At 67.7% G+C, this 21,170-nt stretch carries 17 protein-coding genes; 12 read left to right on the forward strand and 5 right to left on the reverse strand.

All coding sequences use genetic code 11. The features are described from left to right. The first annotated feature begins 111 nt into the window (after nucleotides 1-111). The 5 genes from GLP40_RS00390 to GLP40_RS00410 all read left to right on the forward strand — a co-directional run bounded on the left by GLP40_RS00390 (nucleotide 112) and on the right by GLP40_RS00410 (nucleotide 5,350). The gene (locus GLP40_RS00390) at nucleotides 112-1,284 is read left to right on the forward strand and encodes a pyridoxal phosphate-dependent aminotransferase (protein ID WP_328289507.1); all 1,173 of its coding nucleotides are present in this window, start codon (nucleotides 112-114) and stop codon (nucleotides 1,282-1,284) included. Nucleotides 1,285-1,353: 69 nt separating this feature from the next. Beyond that, a complete protein-coding gene (locus GLP40_RS00395) occupies nucleotides 1,354-1,959 on the forward strand; it encodes a TetR/AcrR family transcriptional regulator (RefSeq protein WP_328289508.1) in 606 nt (201 codons plus the stop codon). Nucleotides 1,960-2,322: 363 nt separating this feature from the next. Then, nucleotides 2,323-3,744, forward strand: coding sequence for an adenylosuccinate lyase (gene purB / locus GLP40_RS00400; RefSeq protein WP_328289509.1), 1,422 nt, complete (start codon nucleotides 2,323-2,325; stop codon nucleotides 3,742-3,744). A gap of 79 nt (nucleotides 3,745-3,823) precedes the next feature. After that, entirely contained in the window at nucleotides 3,824-4,258 is a 435-nt protein-coding gene (locus GLP40_RS00405; RefSeq protein ID WP_154785821.1) for an HIT family protein, read from the forward strand. 132 nt (nucleotides 4,259-4,390) lie between these two features. Then, the gene (locus tag GLP40_RS00410) at nucleotides 4,391-5,350 is read left to right on the forward strand and encodes an alpha/beta hydrolase (RefSeq protein ID WP_154785822.1); all 960 of its coding nucleotides are present in this window, start codon (nucleotides 4,391-4,393) and stop codon (nucleotides 5,348-5,350) included. A gap of 10 nt (nucleotides 5,351-5,360) precedes the next feature. Here the strand turns inward: GLP40_RS00410 and GLP40_RS33485 are convergent, their stop codons facing one another. Then, entirely contained in the window at nucleotides 5,361-5,576 is a 216-nt protein-coding gene (locus GLP40_RS33485) for a DUF397 domain-containing protein (RefSeq protein WP_328289510.1), read from the reverse strand. A 487-nt stretch (nucleotides 5,577-6,063) separates the two neighbouring features. Here GLP40_RS33485 and GLP40_RS00420 point away from each other — a divergent pair, with 487 nt between their 5' ends. After that, on the forward strand, nucleotides 6,064-8,220 hold the full coding sequence (locus GLP40_RS00420) for a S9 family peptidase (protein WP_154785824.1): 2,157 nt from the start codon (nucleotides 6,064-6,066) through the stop codon (nucleotides 8,218-8,220). A gap of 168 nt (nucleotides 8,221-8,388) precedes the next feature. Here GLP40_RS00420 and GLP40_RS00425 read toward each other — a convergent pair whose 3' ends face one another. Beyond that, a complete protein-coding gene (locus GLP40_RS00425; protein WP_154785825.1) occupies nucleotides 8,389-9,882 on the reverse strand; it encodes a glutamate decarboxylase in 1,494 nt (497 codons plus the stop codon). Between the two features lie 576 nt (nucleotides 9,883-10,458). Between GLP40_RS00425 and GLP40_RS00430 the strand changes: the two genes are divergently transcribed. Beyond that, on the forward strand, nucleotides 10,459-11,862 hold the full coding sequence (locus tag GLP40_RS00430; RefSeq protein WP_154785826.1) for a dipeptidase: 1,404 nt from the start codon (nucleotides 10,459-10,461) through the stop codon (nucleotides 11,860-11,862). 53 nt (nucleotides 11,863-11,915) lie between these two features. Here GLP40_RS00430 and GLP40_RS00435 read toward each other — a convergent pair whose 3' ends face one another. Next, nucleotides 11,916-12,560, reverse strand: coding sequence for an MBL fold metallo-hydrolase (locus GLP40_RS00435; RefSeq protein WP_154785827.1), 645 nt, complete (start codon nucleotides 12,558-12,560; stop codon nucleotides 11,916-11,918). A 354-nt stretch (nucleotides 12,561-12,914) separates the two neighbouring features. On the opposite strand from GLP40_RS00435, the gene purS reads away from it, so the two are divergent. Both purS and purQ read left to right on the forward strand, forming a co-directional pair. Next, nucleotides 12,915-13,148, forward strand: a complete 234-nt coding sequence (gene purS / locus GLP40_RS00440; RefSeq protein WP_328289511.1) for a phosphoribosylformylglycinamidine synthase subunit PurS — start codon at nucleotides 12,915-12,917, stop codon at nucleotides 13,146-13,148. Further along, the gene (gene purQ / locus GLP40_RS00445; protein ID WP_328289512.1) at nucleotides 13,145-13,822 is read left to right on the forward strand and encodes a phosphoribosylformylglycinamidine synthase subunit PurQ; all 678 of its coding nucleotides are present in this window, start codon (nucleotides 13,145-13,147) and stop codon (nucleotides 13,820-13,822) included. The genes purS and purQ overlap by 4 nt, the downstream gene beginning before the upstream one ends. 250 nt (nucleotides 13,823-14,072) lie before the next feature. On the opposite strand, the gene GLP40_RS00450 is transcribed toward purQ, so the two are convergent. Then, nucleotides 14,073-15,146: a substrate-binding domain-containing protein gene (locus GLP40_RS00450; RefSeq protein WP_154785830.1), complete on the reverse strand. Its 1,074-nt coding sequence runs from the start codon at nucleotides 15,144-15,146 to the stop codon at nucleotides 14,073-14,075. A 134-nt stretch (nucleotides 15,147-15,280) separates the two neighbouring features. Between GLP40_RS00450 and GLP40_RS00455 the strand changes: the two genes are divergently transcribed. After that, nucleotides 15,281-15,631 (forward strand): MarR family winged helix-turn-helix transcriptional regulator, encoded by a 351-nt coding sequence (locus GLP40_RS00455; RefSeq protein ID WP_230329133.1) that lies wholly within the window; start codon nucleotides 15,281-15,283, stop codon nucleotides 15,629-15,631. 169 nt (nucleotides 15,632-15,800) lie between these two features. Then, a complete protein-coding gene (locus GLP40_RS00460; RefSeq protein ID WP_154785832.1) occupies nucleotides 15,801-17,135 on the forward strand; it encodes a M18 family aminopeptidase in 1,335 nt (444 codons plus the stop codon). Nucleotides 17,136-17,249: 114 nt separating this feature from the next. On the opposite strand, the gene GLP40_RS00465 is transcribed toward GLP40_RS00460, so the two are convergent. Further along, nucleotides 17,250-18,509 carry a glycosyltransferase 87 family protein gene (locus tag GLP40_RS00465; protein WP_328289513.1) on the reverse strand — a complete coding sequence of 420 codons (1,260 nt, stop codon included), beginning with the start codon at nucleotides 18,507-18,509 and terminating at the stop codon, nucleotides 17,250-17,252. A gap of 351 nt (nucleotides 18,510-18,860) precedes the next feature. On the opposite strand from GLP40_RS00465, the gene purL reads away from it, so the two are divergent. Then, nucleotides 18,861-21,155, forward strand: a complete 2,295-nt coding sequence (gene purL / locus GLP40_RS00470) for a phosphoribosylformylglycinamidine synthase subunit PurL (protein ID WP_328289514.1) — start codon at nucleotides 18,861-18,863, stop codon at nucleotides 21,153-21,155. The last annotated feature ends 15 nt before the right edge of the window (nucleotides 21,156-21,170 follow it).

The raw sequence follows: 21,170 nt of genomic DNA on the forward strand, positions 1-21,170 counted from the left end.
CCGCCGCGGTGTTCCCGGTGGTTGCTGGTCCCCCCTGCACAGCCGCCTCCTCAGGCATTCGGGTGGCCGTTCCCGGACAGGCGGGGGAGCGGGTGCTCTACCGTCTGTCGAGTGCGTATCGAATCTCGCCGGTCGACCATTCCACCTTTTTACGTGATGGACGTCTGGAAAGCAGCAGCTGAACGGGCCCGGACACACGGAGATGTGCTGGTGCTGGCCGCGGGGCAGCCGTCCACGCCCGCTCCGCAAGCGGTTTTGCGGGCTACCAGAGCGGCCATGGATTCCGAATTGCTGGGATATACCGAGACATTCGGGACCCTGGCGCTGCGGGAGGCCATCGCGGAACACCACCGGAGCACCTACGGGGTGCGGGTGGACGCGGATGACGTCGTGGTGACCACCGGTTCCTCGGGCGCGTTCACGCTCATCTTCCTGGCGGCCTTCGACCCCGGCGACACCGTGGTGGTGGCTCGGCCGGGTTATCCGGCCTATCGGAACACGCTGAGGGCGCTGGGCTGCGATGTCGTGGAGCTGGACTGCGGCCCGCAGACTCGGTTCCAGCCGACCGTGGCCATGCTGGAGGCGCTGCCGGAACCGCCCGCGGGCCTGATCGTGGCGAGCCCGGCGAATCCGACCGGGACCATGATCGCGCCGCAGGAGCTGGCCGCGCTGGCCCGCTGGTGCGACGAGCATGGGACGCTGCTGATCTCCGACGAGATCTATCACGGCATCGTCTATGGGGCTGGGTTTGCCTCGAGTCCCGAGCCGACCTCCTCGGCCTGGGAGACCTCGCGCGAGTCGGTGGTCATCGGCTCGGTGTCCAAATACTTCTCGATGACGGGCTGGCGGTTGGGCTGGATGCTGGCGCCGGAATCGTTGCGCCCGGCGCTGCAGCGGCTGGCCTCCAATATGACCGTGTGTCCGCCGGCTATCTCTCAGTTCGCGGCGGTGCACGCGTTCGGCGCGGAGGCCAAGGCCGAACTGGACGGTCACGTCCGGCGCTATGCGGAGAATCGCCAGCTGCTGCTGTCGGGTCTGCCCAAGCTCGGCATCACCGATCTCGCCCCCGCCGACGGTGCGTTCTACGCCTATGCGGATATCGCTCACCTGACCGATGATTCGATGCGCTGGTGCACCGAGGTGCTCGACGCCACCGGTGTGGCACTGGCTCCCGGCATCGACTTCGATACGCGCAACGGCCATCACACGGTTCGCTTCTCGTTCGCCGGAGCGGGCGCCGACATCGAAGAGGCACTCGACCGGTTGGAACGGTATTTGGCCTGATCTGCCAAGGAGATTGAGCGCGGTGGGCAAAATGAACACAGCGCCGGTGATGACTGGCACGATTGCACGGTGACCACTGTGACGACTCCGAAAGGCGAACGGCGTCGCCAAGCGCTGGTTTGTGCCGCCGCCGAGCTACTGCTCGAAGGCGGCTTCGAAGCGGTTCGGCATCGCTCCGTGGCTACCCGGGCGGATCTGCCGCTCGCGTCTACCACCTACTACTTCGAATCGCTGGAGGATCTGATCGCGCGTGCGGTCGAGTTCTCCGGCAATGCCGAACTGGAGGCCATGCGCCGCCGCGTGGGTGAGGTGACGCATCGCCGGCGTGGCGCGGAGGCCACCGTGGAACTGGTGCTGGATCTATTGGTGGGACCGGAGATTCAGGACGAGGATGCTCGGGGTCAGCTGATCGCCCGCTACGAACGGTCGGTCGCCTCGGCCCGCCATCCGGAATTACGAGAGGTCCAGCTGCGACTACGCGCCCAGCTCGATGAGCTGCTCACCGACGTGCTGCGCCGCAGCGACCGCGTGGTGCGCGCCGAACAGACCCGCCGCTTGGTGGCGGTAGTCGATGGGGCGGTGGTGACCGCGCTCGGTGAACTCGACCCGCAGCCCCGCCGCATGGCGCGGGGCGCGCTCCTGGAGATCATCGACATCGTCGCCCCACCGGCATAGCGGTACCCGGTTCCAAGGATCTTTGGGCTCTGCTCACAGATCCGCGGCGCAAGCGCGGGGAGACGGAGCGCTCGTTCTGGACTGAGCAGAGCGGAGGGCGGGAAGAACGAGACCTCCAGCGTCGCGAGCCCGCGCGGAGCGCAGCGGAGGGCAATTGGGCGCGGTGTGTTGGTTTGTCGCTGATCCCCGAAGTTCGCGGCGCGTCTCGTTCTGGACTGAGTGGAGCGGGGGAGCGAAGCGGAGGGAAGAACGAGACTCCCAGCGCCGCGAACCCGCCCGCAGCGAAGCGGAGGGCAAATTAGACACAGCACCCGCCCGGAGCGCAGCGGAGGGCAGAAAACACAGCCGGTAAACTGCGCAGACGTGAGTCTTGTGCCGAACGTCCTCGCCACCCGCTATGCCAGCCCGGAGCTGGTTCATCTGTGGTCGCCCGAGAACAAGATCGTACTCGAGCGGCGGTTGTGGCTGGAGGTGCTGCGGGCGCAGGCCGAGCTGGGGGTGGATGTCCCGGCGGGGGTGATCGAGGACTACGAGCGGGTCATCGATCGGGTGGATCTGACGTCGATCGCGGAGCGGGAGCGGGTCACCCGCCACGACGTGAAGGCGCGGATCGAGGAGTTCAACGCGCTCGCGGGGCATGAGCACGTGCACAAGGGGATGACCTCGCGCGATCTCACCGAGAATGTGGAGCAACTGCAGATCCGGTTGTCGCTTCAGCATGTGTACGGTCACGGCGTGGCCATCGCGGCCCGGCTGGCCGAGCGGGCGGCGCAGTACCAGACGCTGGTGATGGCGGGACGCTCGCACAACGTGGCTGCGCAGGCCACCACCCTCGGCAAGCGATTCGCTTCCGCCGCAGACGAATTGCTCATCGCGCTGACCCGGTTGCGCGAGCTCATCGACCGATACCCGTTGCGCGGCATCAAGGGTCCGATGGGCACCGCCCAGGACATGCTGGACCTGCTCGGCGGCGACGGGGCCAAGCTGGCGCAGCTGGAGCAGAAGGTGGCCCGGCACCTGGGCTTCGCCGATGTCTTCACCAGTGTGGGCCAGATCTACCCCCGCTCCCTGGATCACGATGTGCTCTCCGCCTTGGTGCAGGTGGGCGCGGGCCCGTCCTCGTTCGCGCACACCATTCGCCTGATGGCGGGCCACGAGCTGGTCACCGAGGGCTTCCAGCCCGGTCAGGTGGGCTCCTCGGCCATGCCGCACAAGATGAACACCCGCTCCTGCGAGCGTGTCAACGGTCTGCAGGTGGTGTTGCGCGGCTACGGCTCCATGGCGGCCGAGCTGGCGGGCGCGCAGTGGAACGAGGGTGACGTGTTCTGCTCGGTGGTGCGCCGCGTGGCGCTGCCGGACGCCTTCTTCGCCATCGACGGCATGATGGAGACCTTCCTGACCGTGCTGGCCGAGTTCGGCGCGTACCCGGCCGTGGTCGAGCGCGAGCTCAACCGCTACCTGCCGTTCCTGGCCACCACGCGCATCCTGATGGCGGCCGTGCGCGCGGGCGTGGGCCGCGAGACCGCCCATGAGGTCATCAAGGAGCACGCGGTGGCGGTGGCGCTGGCCATGCGTGAGCTGGGTCGCGAGCCGGATCTGCTGGACCGCTTGGCCGCCGACGACCGCATGCCGCTGGATCGGGCCGGCTTGGACGCGGCGCTGGCCGACCGCTCCGCCTTCATCGGCGCGGCCGAGGCCCAGACGGCGGACGTGATCGCGCAGGTGCAGAAGCTGGTGGACGCCAACCCGGAGGCCGCCCGCTACACCCCCTCCCCGATCCTGTAGGGAGCGAACCACTCTCGCTCTCGCCCCCGGTTCCGCGCTGGAGCCGGGGGCGAGTGCGTTCGGCGGCTAGGCTGCGGGCATGAATCCTTACACGATCTTCTCCGACATCGTCGCCGGTCGGGCACCGTCCTCGAAGGTGTTCGAGGATGAGGATGTGTTGGCGTTCATGGACATTCGGCCGGTGACGCCCGGCCATGTGCTGGTGATTCCGAAGAAGCCGGCCCGCAGTCTCGCGGAGCTGGATCCGGCCTTGGGCGGCAAGCTGTTTCAAGTCGGGCAGCGGATCGCGGCGGGACTGCGGGAGTCGGAAGTGGGCTGTGACGGCGTGAATTTCTTTCTGGCCGACGGGGTGACCGCCGGTCAGGAGGTGTTCCATGTGCACCTGCACGTGATTCCGCGCACCCCGGGGGATGGTTTCGGGTTGCGGGCGCGGCCGACCACGCCGGCGCGCGCGGACCTCGATTACCTGGCGGGATCGATTCGGGGCGCGTTGACCCGGATCGCCGCCGATTGATAGCGCAACGGTATTACCATATCTGAACCGTCTGGTTTGCCAAGGACACGCCAAAACGGCATTTCCCCGCGCCGCGTCGACCACTCGAGTTACGTTTGAAAGCGATTGTGGTGGGCTGATGAAGGTGGGGGCATGCGTAGAAGAGTCGTTGCCGCAGCTGTTTTGACAATCGCCGCAGGTTTGCTGTACCCGGTGGCCGTGCCGCCGGCAATCGCGCGCGCGGCACAGGTGGTCCGGGTCGACGAGCTGAGCGCCACCCGCTCGGCGATCTTCATCGACTCCGCGGCCATGGGACGCACCGTTGAGGTGCAAGTGCTGCACCCCGCCGGCGGCGGTGACCGCCCCAGCTACTACCTCCTCGACGGCCTCGATCCGGGCGCGGCCCAGAGCACCTGGACCAATGCCACCGACGCCGAATCCTTCTTCCGGGGCAAGGACCTGAATGTGGTGCTGCCCATGGGCGGCCAGGCCAGTTACTACACGGACTGGGTCGCCGACGATCCGCGCTTCGGCCGCTATCGGTGGGAAACCTTTCTGACACAAGAACTTCCGCCCATCATCGACGACTACTTCGCTGGTAACGGAGTGAACGCCATCGGCGGCCTCTCGATGGGCGGCATCGCGGCTTTCGTCCTGGCCGTGCGGCATCCGGAGCTCTACCGGGCGGTGGCGGGCTACAGTGCCTGCCCGGACACGACGATCGCGCAGGGCGCCATGATGTTCTCGGTGGCGAATCGCGGCGGCAATCCGCTCAATATGTGGGGTGCGCCGGGCAGTGCGGCGTGGACGGAACATAATCCGGCGGTGCGGACCGAGGCGCTGCGCGGCAAGACCATCTTCCTGTCCACCGGCACCGGCCTGCCCGGCCCACATGAGCTGGAGATCAAGCCGCAGCTGCCGGAGAACATCTTCTTCGGCGGGCCCATCGAATTCGGGGTGGACGCCTGTGTCACCTCGTTCGAGCAGCGGCTGCGGGCGGTGAACATCCCGGCGCGGGTGGAGCACTCGCCGGTCGGCACGCACTCGTGGTCGTACTGGCAGGACACCCTGCATGAGTCGTGGCCGACGATCGGCGGTGCGATAGGGGCTTGAACAGCCCGAATCAGGCTTCGGGCCGGTTGAATTCGCCGTCCTTGGCCCCGGCCACGAAGGCCTCCCACTCGCCGGGGGTGAAGATCAGCACCGGGCCGTCGGGATTGCGAGAGTCCCGCAGTCCGATATTGCCACTGGACAGAAAGGCGATCTCGACGCCGTCGGCGCTGTCGTCACCGCGTCGCCATACCGCGTCGGCATCGATTACGCGGTTTTTCGCTTCCACTGTCGGCCTCCCCTGAATGCGTACCAGCAGGACTGGTCGGTGATGTAGATCGCACTCATAATGCCAGGGTTTGTGAAGGGTTCGGATCGGATATTCCATCTTCTGTCAGCGGAAGGAGGTATGTGGTGCGCACCCGATGGTCCCCGCAACGAGCGGCTCCGGTCTCCGACAGCTGTGCGGTGGTTCCGGAGCGCTTCACGGTGGAATTGGCCCACAGTATTCTCCGGATCCACCGAAGTTGCCCAACCGACCAGTGTGCTCGTCGCAAGGCCGCCGTCTTCTACCTCTACGAGCAGCGCCAGGTCGCCCAGTCGCGTCGGCGCCAGGTGCGGTAGCAGGTCAGCGCGCGGCCCCCGGAATCTGCCCGGCGCAGCAGTCGCACACGACGATGGCGGCACCCGGCGCCGGGGCGAGCACCGAACCCGGGCCCGCCCGGCACCGCCGGGTCTCGGGCCCGCGGTGGGACAGCGCTACTAACGTGGACCCCATGGCTTTGGACAGTGGGAGCGCGACCTCAGTTAACGGCGCGGTGGTGGCGCCGATCGCCAAGCGGGTGCCGAAGGAGCGCGTGCACCACGGAGATGTCGTCATCGACGAGTACGAGTGGCTGCGGGACAAGGAGAACCCCGAGGTCATCGCGTATCTGGAGGCGGAGAACGCCTACACCGACGCGCAGACCGCGAAGCTGGCCCCGCTGCGCGAGAAGATCTTCGAGGAGATCAAGGGCCGCACGCAGGAAACCGATCTCTCACTGCCGACCCGCATGGGGGACTACTGGTACTACTCGCGCACCTTCGAGGGCAAGCAGCACGGCGTGCACTGCCGCTGCCCGATCGCTGATCCCGACGATTGGACCCCGCCCAAGCTGGAGGCCGACGTCGAGATTCCGGGCGAGGAGGTGGTGCTGGATTCCAACGAGCTGGCCGCGGGCCACGATTTCTTCGCCTTGGGCGCCTACTCCATCAGCCACGCCGGCGATCTGCTCGCGTACTCGGTGGACACCGTCGGCAACGAGCGGTACACGCTGCGCGTCAAGAATCTGCGCACCGGCGAACTGCTGAGCGACGAGATCCCGAATATCGCGCCGGGCGCGACCTGGTCGCTGGACGGCACCCACCTCTTCTATCAGACCCTCGACGACTCCTGGCGGCCCGACAGCGTATGGCGGCATCGCCTGGGCGCCGAGCAGGCCGCCGATGTGCGGGTCTTCCATGAGGCGGACGAGAGCTTCTGGGTCAGCATCGGCGCGACGCGCTCGGAGCGGTACCTGGTCATCATGACCGGCTCCAAGATCACCACCGAGAACTGGATCCTCGAGGCGGACAATCCGGAGGGCGAGTTCCGGGTGCTCATGCCGCGTCGCGAGGGCGTCGAGTACTCCGCCGAGCACGCCGTCATCGGCGGCGAGGACAAGCTGCTCATCCTGCACAACGATGTGGTGGACGGGGTGAAGGCGGTCAACTTCGTGCTGGCCGAGGCCCCGCTGTCGAATCCGTCCGATATGACCATCCTGATCCCGCACCGCGACGACGTCCGACTCGAGGACATCGACGCCTTCTCCGACAAGCTGGTGCTGAGCTACCGGCGCGAGGCGCTGCCGCGAGTCGCGGTGTGGCCGTTGACCGCCGAGGGCTACGGCGAGCTGAAGGACATCGACTTCGATCTGGCCCTGTTCTCGGCCGGGCTCAGCTCGAACCCGGAGTGGGAGCAGCCCATGCTGCGCATCGGGCTCACCTCCTTCATCACCCCCACCCAGATCTTCGACTACGTGCCCCAGACCGGTGAGCTGCTGCTGCGCAAGGAGCAGGTCGTGCTGGGCGGCTACGACGCCGACGACTATGTGCAGCAGCGGGATTGGACGGTGACCGCGGACGGCACCCGGGTGCCGGTCTCACTGGTGATGCGCCGGGACGCGGTCGCGGGCCCGAAGCCGTTGCTGCTCTACGGGTACGGCTCCTACGAGGCCGCCATCGACCCGTACTTCTCGGTGGCGCGGCTGTCGCTGCTGGACCGGGGCATGGTGTTCGCGGTGGCGCACGTGCGCGGCGGCGGTGAGATGGGCCGGCTGTGGTACGAGCACGGGAAGACGCTCAGCAAGAAGAACACTTTCACCGACTTCGTCTCGGTCGCACGGCATCTGGTGGATACCGGGGTGACCGCGCCGGATCGCATGGTGGCCGACGGCGGCAGCGCGGGCGGCCTGCTCATGGGAGCGGTGGCCAATATCGCGCCCGAGCTGTTCGCGGGCATCCTGTCCAATGTCCCGTTCGTGGACCCGCTGACCTCCATCCTGGATCCGTCCCTGCCGCTCACCGTCACCGAATGGGACGAGTGGGGTAATCCCCTGGAGGACAAGGAAGTCTACGAGTACATGAAGTCCTACTCGCCCTACGAGAACGTGACGGCGCAGGACTATCCGGCCATGCTGGCCATCACCGGCCTCAACGACACCCGTGTGCTGTACGTGGAGCCTGCCAAGTGGGTGGCCAAGCTGCGCGCCACCAAGACCGGCGACTCGCAGCTCATCCTCAAGACCGAGATGAGCGCGGGCCACGGCGGTGTCAGCGGCCGCTACGAGAAGTGGAAGGAAGTCGCCTTCGAGTTCGCCTGGGTCCTCGATACCGTGGGGCTGGCCAACCCGTAGCGGGGGAGTCCGGAACATGCGGCGGTGACGGGCGATTCCGCCACGGCCGCATGTTCCGGCTCTACCGGGGGCGTGCGGAACTACCGCTGTGCTGAGGTGCTTCCGTACCGGAGCCTTTTCGCCGGGGGCCGGTGGAAAGCCCTGCGGCGGCTGAACTCTCGGCCGCGCTCACTTCTTGCCCATCGTGGCCTTGCCCGCGGCGGTCTTGGACTTCTTGGCCGCGGGCTTCTTGTCATCGGATTTCGCCCGGCTGTCCCGTTTCACCCCGGCCGCCATGAGATCCGCGGTGGAGACGGCGGGATTGGCGTCATGGGTGAATCCGCCCGCTTCCTCGCGGGTGAGCGAGGTCTCGAGCGGGTGCCGGTCGAGCACTTGCATGCTGCGCGCCAGGTCGGTCAGCAGCAGATCGGCCATGTCGTGGGTGAATCCGTGCCGCAGCACCGCGCGCATGATGGTCTCGTCCTCGCGGTCGGCCGGGAGCGGGTAGGCGGCGATGAGCCAGCCGCGGGTGCGCAGCCGGTCGGACAGGTCGTACAGCTCGAGCTTCGACGTGGCCGCCGCTTTCCAGGACACCGCGGTGATGCCGCGATGCGGGTCGCAGTCGTGGATGAGCTCGAACGGCCCGGCCTCGGCGAGCCCCTTGGCCAGATGCTGCCCGGCGCTATAGATAGCGGTCTGGACGTTGCGGTAGCCGATGCGGCCGAGCCGGATGAACTCGTAGTACTGGGTGATCGCCTGTGCGCCGGGCCGCGAGAAGTTCAGGTTGAAGGTGGGCATATTGCCGCCGAGGTAGTCGACATTGAAGATGAGCTCTTCGGGCAGGTCCTCCTTGGTGCGCCAGATGGCCCAGCCCGCGCCCAGCGGGGCGAGACCGGTCTTGTGGCCGGAGGCGTTGATGGACTTCACCCGGGGAAGCCGGAAATCCCAGGAGATCTCGGGCGCGCAGAAGGGCGCGAGGAAGCCTCCGCTGGCCGCGTCCACGTGGATCGGGATGTCGAGCCCGGTCGTGGCCTGCAGCTCGTCGAGCGCCTTGCTGACGCCCTCGACGTCTTCGAACAGGCCGGTGAAGGTCTGACCGAAGGTGGGCACCACCATGATGGTGTTCTCGTCGCAGTAGGCGGCGATGTCGTCGGGGTGCATGGTGTAGCGCTCGCCGCGCAAGGGGATCTGGCGGATCTCGACGTCGAAGTAGCGCGCGAACTTCTCCCAGCACACCTGGACCGGTCCGCAGACGAAATTGGGGATGCCCGTGCCGCCGCGCCTGCGCCAGCGGAACTTCGCGGCCAGCCCGCCCAACATGGCGGCCTCGCTGGAGCCGATGGTGGAGGTGCCGAGGGTGTTCATGGGATCGGGGGAATGCCACAGGTCGGCGAGCATGTGCACGCAGCGCTGCTCGATTTCTGCGGTCTGCGGGTACTCGTCCTTGTCGACGATGTTCTTGTCGAGGCATTCGCTCATCAGCCGCCGGGCCTGGTCGTCGATCCAGGTGGTGCAGAAGGTGGCCAGGTTCATTCGGGAGACGCCGTCGAGCAGCAGTTCGTCGTGCACGATCTGATAGGCGACCTGCGGGAAGATCTCGTGTTCCGGGAAACCCCGGTGCGGTGCGGAGCGTTTGATGCCGGGCATCGCGAAGACGTCGTCGGGTTCCGAAATGCCGGTCATGTGGCCTCCGATCTCAGGCACGGCAAGGGTTGCCGCAAAGATGGTAGCCAGCCCTCCACGATCGAAACTGGTTCAGCGAGCCACCGTTTCGCAATAAAGAAATAGTTGCTGAAAGGTTACTATTCAGCACTATGGACTATCAGCATGTCATAGGTAGGTGAGGTCCGCCATGACGCCGCACATCGGGGAGGGCGCGGTCGTCAACCACATTCCCGGCTCGGCCGCAGCCGGTCTGCCGGATGTGGCCCCCGGCCGATGCTCGATCGCCGACCGGAGCGCCGGATCTGGAGCAGCCGGTTTCACGTCGCCGGACCCGCAGACCATCGCCGACTCGCTGGGCGAGGATGGCGGGCAGGCCCTCCCCGCTCATCCCCGCACGCTACGAGGCCCATCACCGAGGTGGCCGGTGGTCCCGGGAGTCGGCCCGTCGTCGCCGACGCCGATGTCCGCACGGCTACCGCGCTCGCCGTCGAAACCCATGCCCGGACAAGCTCGCGTCGTACCTGGACACCATCGGTCACCTGAAGAAAGGTGAGAGCGTGAAACCCGATACCGCCAAGTGATCAGGAGACTTTCATGGCCACAACCGCAGGGGTGCAGGAGGATTCGCGGGTCGCCGCGTTGCGCGCCGCCGTCAAGGCACTCATGCCGCGTGCGAAAAGCGACCTCGCGCAGCTCGTTTCGTTCAAGTCGGTGTACGACGCCCGGCAGTTCCCGATCGAGGAGTGCGAGCGCACCGCGCAGTGGGTCGCCGACGCCTTCGAGGCCGAGGGGCTCACCGACGTCGGGCTGCACCGGACGCCGGACGGCAGCAATGCCGTGGTGGCGCGCAGCCAGACCCCGGCCGGTGCGCCCACCGTCATGCTGTACTGCCACTACGACGTGCAGCCGCCACTCGACGACGCCGCCTGGAAGACGCCGGTCTGGGAGCTCACCGAGCGGGACGGCCGCTGGTACGGGCGCGGCGCGGCCGACTGCAAGGGCAATATCGTCATGCACCTGACCGCGCTGCGGGCGCTGCGCAGGGTACACGGCGACGACTTCCCGGTCGGGCTGGTACTGGTCTCTGAGGGCTCCGAAGAGCAGGGCACCGGCGGCCTGGAGGAGTTCGTGCCCGGCAATGTCGAACTGCTGCGCGCCGACACCCTGCTGATCGGCGACTGCGGCAATTTCGCGGCCGGCGTCCCCACCTTCACCCAGACTCTGCGCGGCAATGTGAATGTGGTCGTCACTGTCGAAACCCTCTCCGGCCCCATGCATTCCGGCATGTTCGGCGGTCCCGCCCCGGATGCCCTGGCCGCCATGATCCACCTGCTGGGGACCCTGCGCGACGCCGACGGCAACACCACCGTCGACGGCTTGCGCAATGACCAGGTCTGGGCCGGGCACGAGTATCCGGCGAACCAATTCCGTTCCGACGCGGGCGTTCTCGATGGCGTCGACCTGATCGGCGGCGGCGAGGTGGCCGACATGCTGTGGGCGCGGCCCGCTCTGACGGTGCTCGGCATGGATGTCCCGCCGGTGGTCGGTTCGTCGGCCGCCATCCAGCCCAGGTCCCGGGCCCGGCTCAACCTGCGCATCCCGCCGGGGATCGAGCCGGGCCAGGCGCTGAAAGCCCTGACCGCCCACCTGAAGTCGCACGCGCCGTGGCACGCGAGGGTGACCGTGGAGACCGAGGCCACCGGGTCGCCCTTCGTCGGCAGCACCGACGGCCCCGCCCGGCAGGCCATGGCGGCGGCCATGGAGGCCGCCTACGGTCGCCCCGCCACCACCGCGGGGCAGGGCGGGTCGATCCCGTTGTGCAATGTCTTCGCCGACACCTACCCGGACGCGGAGATCATGCTCATCGGCGTGGAGGAACCGCGGTGCCTGATCCACGCGCCCAATGAGAGCGTCGATCCCACCGAGATCGAGAACATGGCACTGGCCGAGGCGCTGTTCCTGGCCTCGTTCGCGACGAATCCGCCTCGGCCGCAGTAGGTTCCACAGCTCGCGCCGCCGGGCGGCGGCCGCTCCCGCCCGGCGCCGCGGTATCAGAATTCGGCGTGATCCTCGGGTTCGATGATCGTGAATTCGGTATTGGCGGGACCCATTTCGCTCAACCGGCCGAAATAGATGCCCTGAGCTTCGGGAGTGATGATGCCGTAGTGGATCGGGAACGCGGCGCGCGGATTTACCGCCCGCAGATAATCCACGGCCTCACTGATGCGCATCCACGGTGCGACCGCGGGAATGGCGAGAACATCCACCGGAGTCGGCGGCACCCAGAGTGAATCTCCAGGATGGACGAGTTGCGAGGGATCGTCCGGAGTGCCGAGTTGGAAGACGGTGTTGTCGATAACGGGGATCTCGGGGTGGATGACCGCGTGTCGGCCACCGCCGCCGGTTATTTGGACATCGCCGACTTCGATAACATTTCCGGCGTGAACCGCTTCCCACGGCTCACCCCGCAGCAGCGCGGTCTGCGGATCGCACAGGAGTCTGGCCTGCGGATTCGCCTCGATCAGCGCCTCGATCCGGTTCGGGCAGATGTGATCGGGATGCTGATGCGTGACCGCGATGGCGGTCAATCCGGTGAGGCCTTCGAATCCGTGCGAGAAACTGCCCGGATCGAACAGGATCTTGCTGCCGTTGAGTTCGACGAGTATGCAGGAATGTCCGAAATGGGCTATGCGCATGGATCAACGGTAGCTGTGTTCGACTGCCCTCCGCTTCCCTCGGGCAAGCCGCAGGGAGGTGGAGGCGGCCGCGGCCGTCGAGTCTCCTTCTTCCCTCCTCCGCTCCTCCGAGGCGCAGGTCTATGGAGCCGTTCGCTCCCCCGCTCCAAGCGCGGGGAGGCGGAGCGCGGTCCAGAACGAGCGCTCCGCCCCCGTGCTCGGGCCGCGAACCTGCGGCGATCGATCCCTGTGGTGGGCGCCACTTCGTGCCTGCCCCGCCGGTACGTGGGCGTCGAGTGCCATCTACGCTGGTCGTAGATTCCCGCTCGGATTCGCATGTGCCGGGCGGCCGCCCCATCAGTTGAGGAGCAACGCGTGGCACGTGTCGTGGTCGAGGTGATGCCGAAGGCCGAGATCCTGGATCCGCAGGGACAAGCCATTGTCGGCGCGCTGGGGCGTCTCGGGCACCCCGGCATCTCGGATGTGCGGCAGGGCAAGCGATTCGAACTCGACGTCGATGACAATGTCAGCGACGCCGAACTCGAGCAGATCGCCGAATCGCTGCTGGCCAATGTCGTGATCGAGGACTGGAAGGTCGTCCGGCTGTGAGCGCCCGCATCGGTGTGATCACCTTCCCGGGCACGCTCGACGACGTCGACGCCGCCCGCGCGGTGAAACTGGCCGGATCCGAACCGGTTTCGCTCTGGCACGCCGACGCCGACCTGAAGCAGGTCGACGCGGTCGTGGTCCCCGGCGGCTTCTCCTACGGCGACTACCTGCGCGCCGGCGCCATCGCGTCGATGGCCCCGGTCATGGCCGAGGTCATCAAGGCCGCCGAGCACGGCATGCCGATCCTGGGCATCTGCAACGGTTTCCAGATCCTGTGCGAGGCGGGCCTGTTGCCGGGCGCGCTGACCCGCAACGAGGGACTGCACTTCGTCTGCCGTGACCAGTGGCTGACCGTCGAGCGGACCGACACCGCCTGGACCACTCGCTACGAGCCGGGCGCCCAGATCCTCATCCCCGTCAAGAACGCCGAGGGCCGCTACCAGGCGTCCGCCGACGTGCTCGACGAACTCGAGGGCGAGGGCCGCGTGGTGTTCCGCTACGCGGGCGGCAACCCGAACGGCTCGCAGCGCGATATCGCCGGCATCACCTCGGCCAACCGCCGGGTCGTCGGCCTGATGCCGCACCCCGAGCACGCCACCGAGCCGCTCACCGGCCCCAGTGACGACGGCCTCGGCCTCTTCTTGTCCGTCCTCGACAGCCTGGTCTCCGCCTGATTCGTCCTTGTCGGTGCTGGATGGACAACCTGGTCTCCGCCTGATCGGTTCTTGTCGGTCTGGACAGCGCCTGATTCATCCATGTCGGTCCTGGACAGCCTGGTCTCCGCCGGATTCTCCCCGCGCTTGGAGCGGGGGAGCGAACGGCTCCGTAGACCTGCGCCTCGGAGGAGCGGAGCGAGGGAAGAACGAGACTTCCAGGGCCGCGACCGCCTCCCTGCGGCTTGCCCGGAGCCAAGCGGAGGGCAAATCAAACACAGATCCCGTCCAGGATCTCGAAGTCGACGCCGCCCGCCCTGGCCAGCCAGGTCGGGCGGATCGCCTGATTGCCCTCGAAACCGACCCCGCCCCACGGGGTTTCGATGACGGGCCGGTCCGTGACCGCGGCCTGGATTTGCCGCACATCGAGGGATCCGGCCAGCTCGGCCATGCCGCGCAGGGTGTGGATGGCCTCGTAGCTGGTATTGCTGAAATTGGTGAGTGAAGGCGCGAACCAGCCGTGCAGCTTGTGATAGCGGTCCAAGCGCTCCCGGTCGTGCGGCCCGTTCACGAAGAACCCGGACGGCACGAACAGATTGCGGTTCGCGCCGCCGCCCGCGGCCAGCAGCACGTTCTCGTCCACCGCCGGGCTCACCCGCACCTGCTGATCGGACCGCCCGGTCCGCGAGAATTGCAGGTTGAAGCGGGCGACGTCCGCGCCCACCAGTAGCACGATGATCCCGTCGGCCTGGTCGAGCCGGGGGTCGCCGAGGAACCGGCGGAAGTCGCGGGTTCCCATGGGTACGAACATCTCCAGTGCAACGAGGTCCGGATCCAGCAGCGCAGCCCGCACGGCCTGCGCGGTGCGCCGGGGCCACACATAGTCATTGCCGATGATCGCCCAGCGCCGGGCCTCGAAGGACCGGCGCAGCCAGTCCAGGGCGGGCACGATCTGGTGCTCAGGGTCCGCGCCGATCATGAACAGCCCGTCCGGGTGCGATGTCTGACCCTCGTGATCGGTGGCGAACAGATACGGCACCCGCCCGGCCGTCACCCGCTCCACCGCCCGCCGCACCGCCGAGGTGTGCCAGCCGGTCACCGCCCGCACCATGCCGGTGGCCAGCAGCGCCGCCACCTCTCCGGCCACCACGTCAGGTTCACAGCCGCCGTCAATGTGGGTGACGCGCAATTCCCTTCCCAGAATTCCGGAGCTGGAGTTGATTTCTTCCAACGCCAGAGAAATGGCCGCTTCACACGACGGTCCGAAGATACCGCCGGGACCCTGCTGGGGAACTATGTTGATGATCTCGAGAGTATTCTCGGGATTCCCGTCGAACGGGGACATCGGTTACCCTTCCCCTCGTTCTGGCGGTTTTATGACGGGCGGGAAATATGGCGACAATCCTAGGTGGATTTTCCACCTTGCATGGAGCCCTCCGAGCGGCCGAGCGGAGTTGGCTTCGTCACCTGGACGCCGCATTGTGTACCAGGCGGCTCACCGCCGACCAGTGGTGCATGCTCTCCAATCTGTCCGCTGACGTCGGCATCACCATGAGTGAGCTGGCCGCCCGGGCACAGCTGCCGCCCTCCTCGGCCACCCGGCACGCCGACCAGCTCGCCGAGCGCGGCTTCATCTTCCGGGTCGCCGCGGCCGACGATCGCCGCCGCATCCTGATCGGCCTGAGCCGGCGCGGCGAGGAGCTCGTCGAGCAGATGCGCGCCGAAGAGGCGCGGGCCGAGGCGGAAATGCGCCGCAGTCTCGGAAGCGACGACTATCTGGAACTGGTCCGGCTGCTGAGCCGGGTCGCCGAGGCTCCGGTTCCGGAATAGCTGCTGACGCCCGGCGGTATCCCCACGTGACAACTGATCTAGCAAGGATCGGGGTAACTTCCCGGGTACCCCAAGATCGGGTTGGCACTCGACGTAGGTGCCGGATGCCACCCCGCCGACGGCTCCCAGCTGCCCGCTGGAGGCTCGGGGAGGCGGATAAGCTCGACCCATGCCCGTTGCCGAGACCACCGCGACCGCCGCCGGCCTGTGTGAATTCATCGATGCCTCCCCGTCGCCATTCCACGTCTGCCGCACTGTCGCAGCGGAACTCGACGATCACGGCTTCACCCGGTTGTCCGAATCGGCGCCCTGGCCCGCCGGCGGCGCGGGCCGCTACTACGTGGTGCGCGGCGGTTCGCTGGTGGCGTGGGCCGATGGCGGCCCGAGTGCGTCCACCGGTTTCCATGCCGGACAGGCCACCCCGTTCCGGGTGGTCGGCGCCCACACCGACAGCCCCAACCTGCGCGTCAAGCAACATCCGGACCTGGCCGTAGCGGGCTGGCAGCTGGTCGGGCTGGAACCCTACGGCGGGGCCTGGTTGAACTCGTGGCTGGACCGGGACCTCGGCATTTCCGGACGACTGTCGGTCCGCGACGGAAATGCGGTGCGGGAGCAGCTGATTCGCATCGACGAACCGATTCTGCGGGTGCCGCAGCTGGCCATCCACCTCTCCGAGGACCGGCGCGGGGTACAGCTGGATCCGCAGCAGCATGTGAACGCGGTGTGGGGGGTCGGCAGCGAGCCGCGCTCCTTCCTGGCATTCATCGCCGAGCGTTTCGGCCTCGAGCCGGACGCCGTGCTCGGCTGGGAGCTCATGACCCATGATCTGGCGCCCTCCACGCTGATCGGGCGTGACCTGGACCTGATCAGCGCGCCTCGGCTCGACAATCAGGGCACCTGCTACGCGGGGTTGTGCGCCTTCCTGGCCGCCATCGCCGCACCCGGTGCGGCGGTGCCCGTACTGGCCATGTTCGATCATGAGGAGGTCGGCAGCCAGTCCGACCGGGGCGCCCAGTCCGGGCTGCTGCCCGAGGTGCTGGAGCGCATCGTGCTCGCCCGCGGCGGCGGTCGCGCGGAATACCTGGCGGCCCTGGCCGGTTCGGTGTGCGCCTCCGGCGACATGGCGCACGCGACGCACCCGAACTACCCGGACCGGCACGAGCCCCGGCACCGCATCGAGGTGAACGGCGGGCCGGTGCTCAAGGTCAATCAGAATCTGCGCTACGCCACCGACGCTACCGGCGCGGGCGCCTTCGCCCTGGCCTGCGCGCAGGCGAATGTTCCGCTGCAGCGCTACGTGCACCGGGCCGACCTGCCCTGCGGCTCGACCATCGGGCCGATGACCGCGGCCCGCACCGGCATGCCCACCGTGGATGTCGGCGCGGCCCAGCTGGCCATGCACTCGGCGCGCGAAATGATGGGCGCCGCAGACGTTCCCGCCTACGCTTCGGCGCTGGCGGCCTTCTTGACCGCCTCTCCGGGCCTTCAGCGCGCGGCCTGGTAGCCGTCGCGGCTTTCGCGCGCAGGCGGTCGGAGGCCGAACCGATTCCGGGCGTGCCCCGGGAGTTACCGCAATGCTCGCGAAATCAGTTGTCGCCTTGGGCATCCCGTATGGGATCTAAGCGTTCAGCGCGTCGGCTCTGGCCGGGTCCGGCTTCGTCTGATAGGTCAAAGCGGCCGCCACGAAGATCGCCAGGGTGAACAGCACGTAGCTGTTGCCGATGATCTGCTGCCACCAGTTCCAGGTGAGTTCGCGATCGTGGTCGTGCGGGAGCAGCCACATGGGCCCGATGGCGAACATGACCACGGCCAGCCCCACCGCGGTGAGGAACCACGGATTGCGGCGGCCGCGGGCGATGGCGTCGGCGGCCACGATCAGCGCGGGCGCGATCCACACCCAGTGATGCGACCAGGAGACCGGGGACACCAGCAGCACCGCGGCGGCATTCACCATGAGGGCGGCCACGGTGGCGCCGGCATCCAGCAGGCGCTTCATCCACAGCGCGGCGAGGGCCACGGCTGCCACCGACAGCACCAGCCAGATCAGCGTCGACATCGAGGTGGAGTAGCCCAGCCGGAACACGAAACCCTTGATCGACTGGTTGCCCGCGTACCAGGGTGGGCCGATGCGTCCGGTGTCGGACAGCGTGTGGAACCAGTACTGCGGCGAATCGTGCGGGAACAGCACGAAACCCACCGCGACGGCGCCGATGGCGGACGCGACCAGGGTGATCGCGCCCTTCCAGTCCTTGCGCAGCAGGAAGTAGAGGAGATAGCCGCCCGGGGTCAGCTTCACCGAGACCGCGATGCCGATCAGCATGCCGCGCGGCCAGAATGGCTTGCGCACCAGACAATCCAGCGCCACCGCGGCCATCAGCACCAGGTTGATCTGCCCGAACCCGTAGGTCTGGCGGATCGGCTCCAGCAATTGCAGCAGCCCCACCGACGCGAGGACGCTCGCGAGCCGGGTCTGCCACGCCATGCTCGGCCGGATCCGGTCCAGTACGACCCATAGCGTCGCCCCGAGCGAGGCGACGGAGACCGCGAGCACCGCCCACTCGGCGATACCCAGCGGCATGATGGCCAGCGGTGCGAAGAACAGGGCGGCCAGCGGCGGATACGTGAACGGCAGTCCGAGCCCGTACACCGGCGGCATCGGCCCGTACAGATCCTTGCCGTCCAGCCAGGCCCGCGCGCCGTTCCGATACACCTGCAAGTCGATGTATCCGTGCCAGAACTTGGCCTGGTAGCTGATCATGGCGGACACCGCGAACAGCGCGACCGCGATCGCCAGCAGCTGTCCCTGCCGCCGCGTCAGCCCTCCAGGCGTGGTCACGGGCTTCTCGGTCGGATCCGCGACCCCGGATCGATCGTTCACCGCCACAGAGTAGCGGGTGACCGGGCCCGCGTCGGTCGGCGGCCTGTAGCCCGAAGTGCCCGGCATCACACCACCGGCGACCCGAGTTCGTATGTCAAGGAGGCGGCCGATTTCGTATCGATTGGGGTAACTCCCTGGGTATGGCCGAAATCGGTGTGGCGCCCGGCCGCCGGCACGCGTGCATGAATGGTGACCGCTCTCAGCCGTGCGCCCAAGTCCCGGGGAGGCGGGGGAGCAGGCGGGGTAAAGGCGCGATTTGCAGGCAATTAGACTCGGGCCGTATTTCGCCGACATCCAGCAACGCCGGCTCTCGCTTCCGACCTGCCCGGCCGAAAGGACTCTGGTATTCCCGTGACCAGCCACGTCGATACCGTCAGCAACGCCGCGGCCACCCCGGACAATCCGCAGCCCTACAAGGAACTCGGCCTCAAGGATGACGAGTATGCCCGGATCAAGGAGATCCTGGGCCGGCGTCCGACCGATGCCGAGCTCGCCATGTACTCGGTGATGTGGTCGGAGCACTGCTCGTACAAGTCCTCCAAGGTGCACCTGCGCTACTTCGGTGAGACCACCACCGAGGAGATGAAGAAGTCAATGCTCGCGGGCATCGGCGAGAACGCGGGTGTGGTGGACATCGGCGACGGCTGGGCGGTCACCTTCAAGGTCGAATCGCACAACCACCCGTCCTATGTGGAGCCCTACCAGGGTGCGGCCACCGGCGTCGGCGGCATCGTGCGCGACATCATGGCCATGGGCGCGCGCCCGATCGCGGTCATGGACCAGCTGCGCTTCGGTGCGGCCGACCACCCGGACACCCGGCGCGTGGTCGACGGCGTGGTGCGCGGCGTCGGCGGCTACGGCAACTCGCTGGGCCTGCCCAACGTGGGCGGCGAGACCGTATTCGACTCCTCCTACCAGGGCAATCCGCTGGTGAACGCGCTGTGCGCGGGCGTCATGCGGGTCGAGGACCTGCATCTGGCCTTCGCCTCCGGCCAGGGCAACAAGATCATCCTGTTCGGCGCGCGCACCGGCCTCGACGGCATCGGCGGCGTATCCGTGCTGGCCTCGGACACCTTCTCCGGTGACGAATCCGGTTCCGGCCGTAAGAAACTGCCCAGCGTGCAGGTCGGCGACCCGTTCGCCGAGAAGGTCCTCATCGAGTGCTGTCTCGAGCTGTACCACGCCGGACTCGTGGTGGGCATCCAGGACCTCGGCGGCGCCGGACTGTCCTGCGCCACCTCCGAACTCGCGGCGGCCGGCGACGGCGGCATGCACATCGACTTGGACCGGGTGCCGCTGCGCGCCGCCAATATGACTCCCGCCGAGATCCTTTCGAGCGAGTCGCAGGAGCGCATGTGCGCGGTCGTCACCCCCGAGAACGTGGACGCCTTCATGGCCGTGTGCGAGAAGTGGGATGTCACGGCCACCGTCATCGGTGAGGTCACCGACGGCGAGCGCCTGGTCATCACCTGGCACGGTGAAACCGTGGTGGACGTGCCGCCGCGCACCGTCGCCCACCAGGGCCCGGTCTACGAGCGCCCGGTGGAGCGGCCCGCGGATCAGGATGCGCTGAACGCGGATTCGGCCGCCCGCCTGAACCGGCCGAAGACCGGCGACGAACTGCGTGCCACCCTGCTGAAGATGCTGGCCAGCCCGCAGCTGTGCTCCCGCAAGTGGATTACCGAGCAGTACGACCGCTACGTGCGCGGCAACACCGTGCTCGCCGAGAACGCCGACGCCGGTGTCATCCGCATCGACGAGGAGACCGGCCGCGGCATCGCCCTGGCCACCGACGCCTCGGGCCGCTACACCAAGCTGGATCCCTATACCGGCGCGCAGCTGGCGCTGGCCGAGGCCTTCCGCAATGTCGCCGTCACCGGCGCCACCCCGAAGGCCGTCACCAACTGCCTCAACTTCGGTTCGCCCGAGGACCCGGGCGTCATGTGGCAGTTCCAGCAGGCCGTCCGCGGTCTGGCGGACGGGTGTGCGGCGCTGGGCATTCCGGTCACCGGCGGCAACGTGTCCTTCTACAATCAGACCGGCCAGACCGCCATCCTGCCGACCCCGGTGGTCGGCGTCCTGGGCGTCATCGACGATGTGCACCGCCGCATTCCGACCGGCCTGGGCACCGAGCCGGGCGAGACCCTCATCCTGCTCGGCGAGACCCGCGACGAGCTGGACGGCTCCATCTGGGCGCAGGTCGAGCACGACCACCTCGGCGGCCTGCCGCCCAAGGTCGACCTCGCCCGCGAGCAGCTCATCTCGGAGATCCTCACCTCGGGTTCGCGTGACGGCATGATCTCCGCCGCCCACGACGTCTCCGAGGGCGGCCTGATCCAGACCGTCGTGGAGGCCGCGCTGGCCGGCGAAACCGCTTGCCGCGTCCTCATTCCGGAGGGCGCCGACCCGTTCGTCACCCTGTTCTCCGAGTCCGCGGGCCGCGTGCTGGTGGCCGTGCCGCGCTCGGAGGAGACCCGCTTCACCAAGATGTGCGACGCCCGCGGCCTGCCGTGGGTGCGCATCGGCGTCGTCGACGACGGTTCGGATTCGGTCGAGGTGCAGGGTCAGTTCAGCGTGAAGCTGGACGAGTTGCGCGCCGCCCACGAGGGCACGCTGCCCGCCCTGTTCGGGGCGTTCGAGCACTGATTCCCGAGCGCTGAA

Origin of the sequence: Nocardia aurantiaca, assembly GCF_009708175.1 — a bacterium.
GTDB classification, from domain to species: domain Bacteria; phylum Actinomycetota; class Actinomycetes; order Mycobacteriales; family Mycobacteriaceae; genus Nocardia; species Nocardia aurantiaca.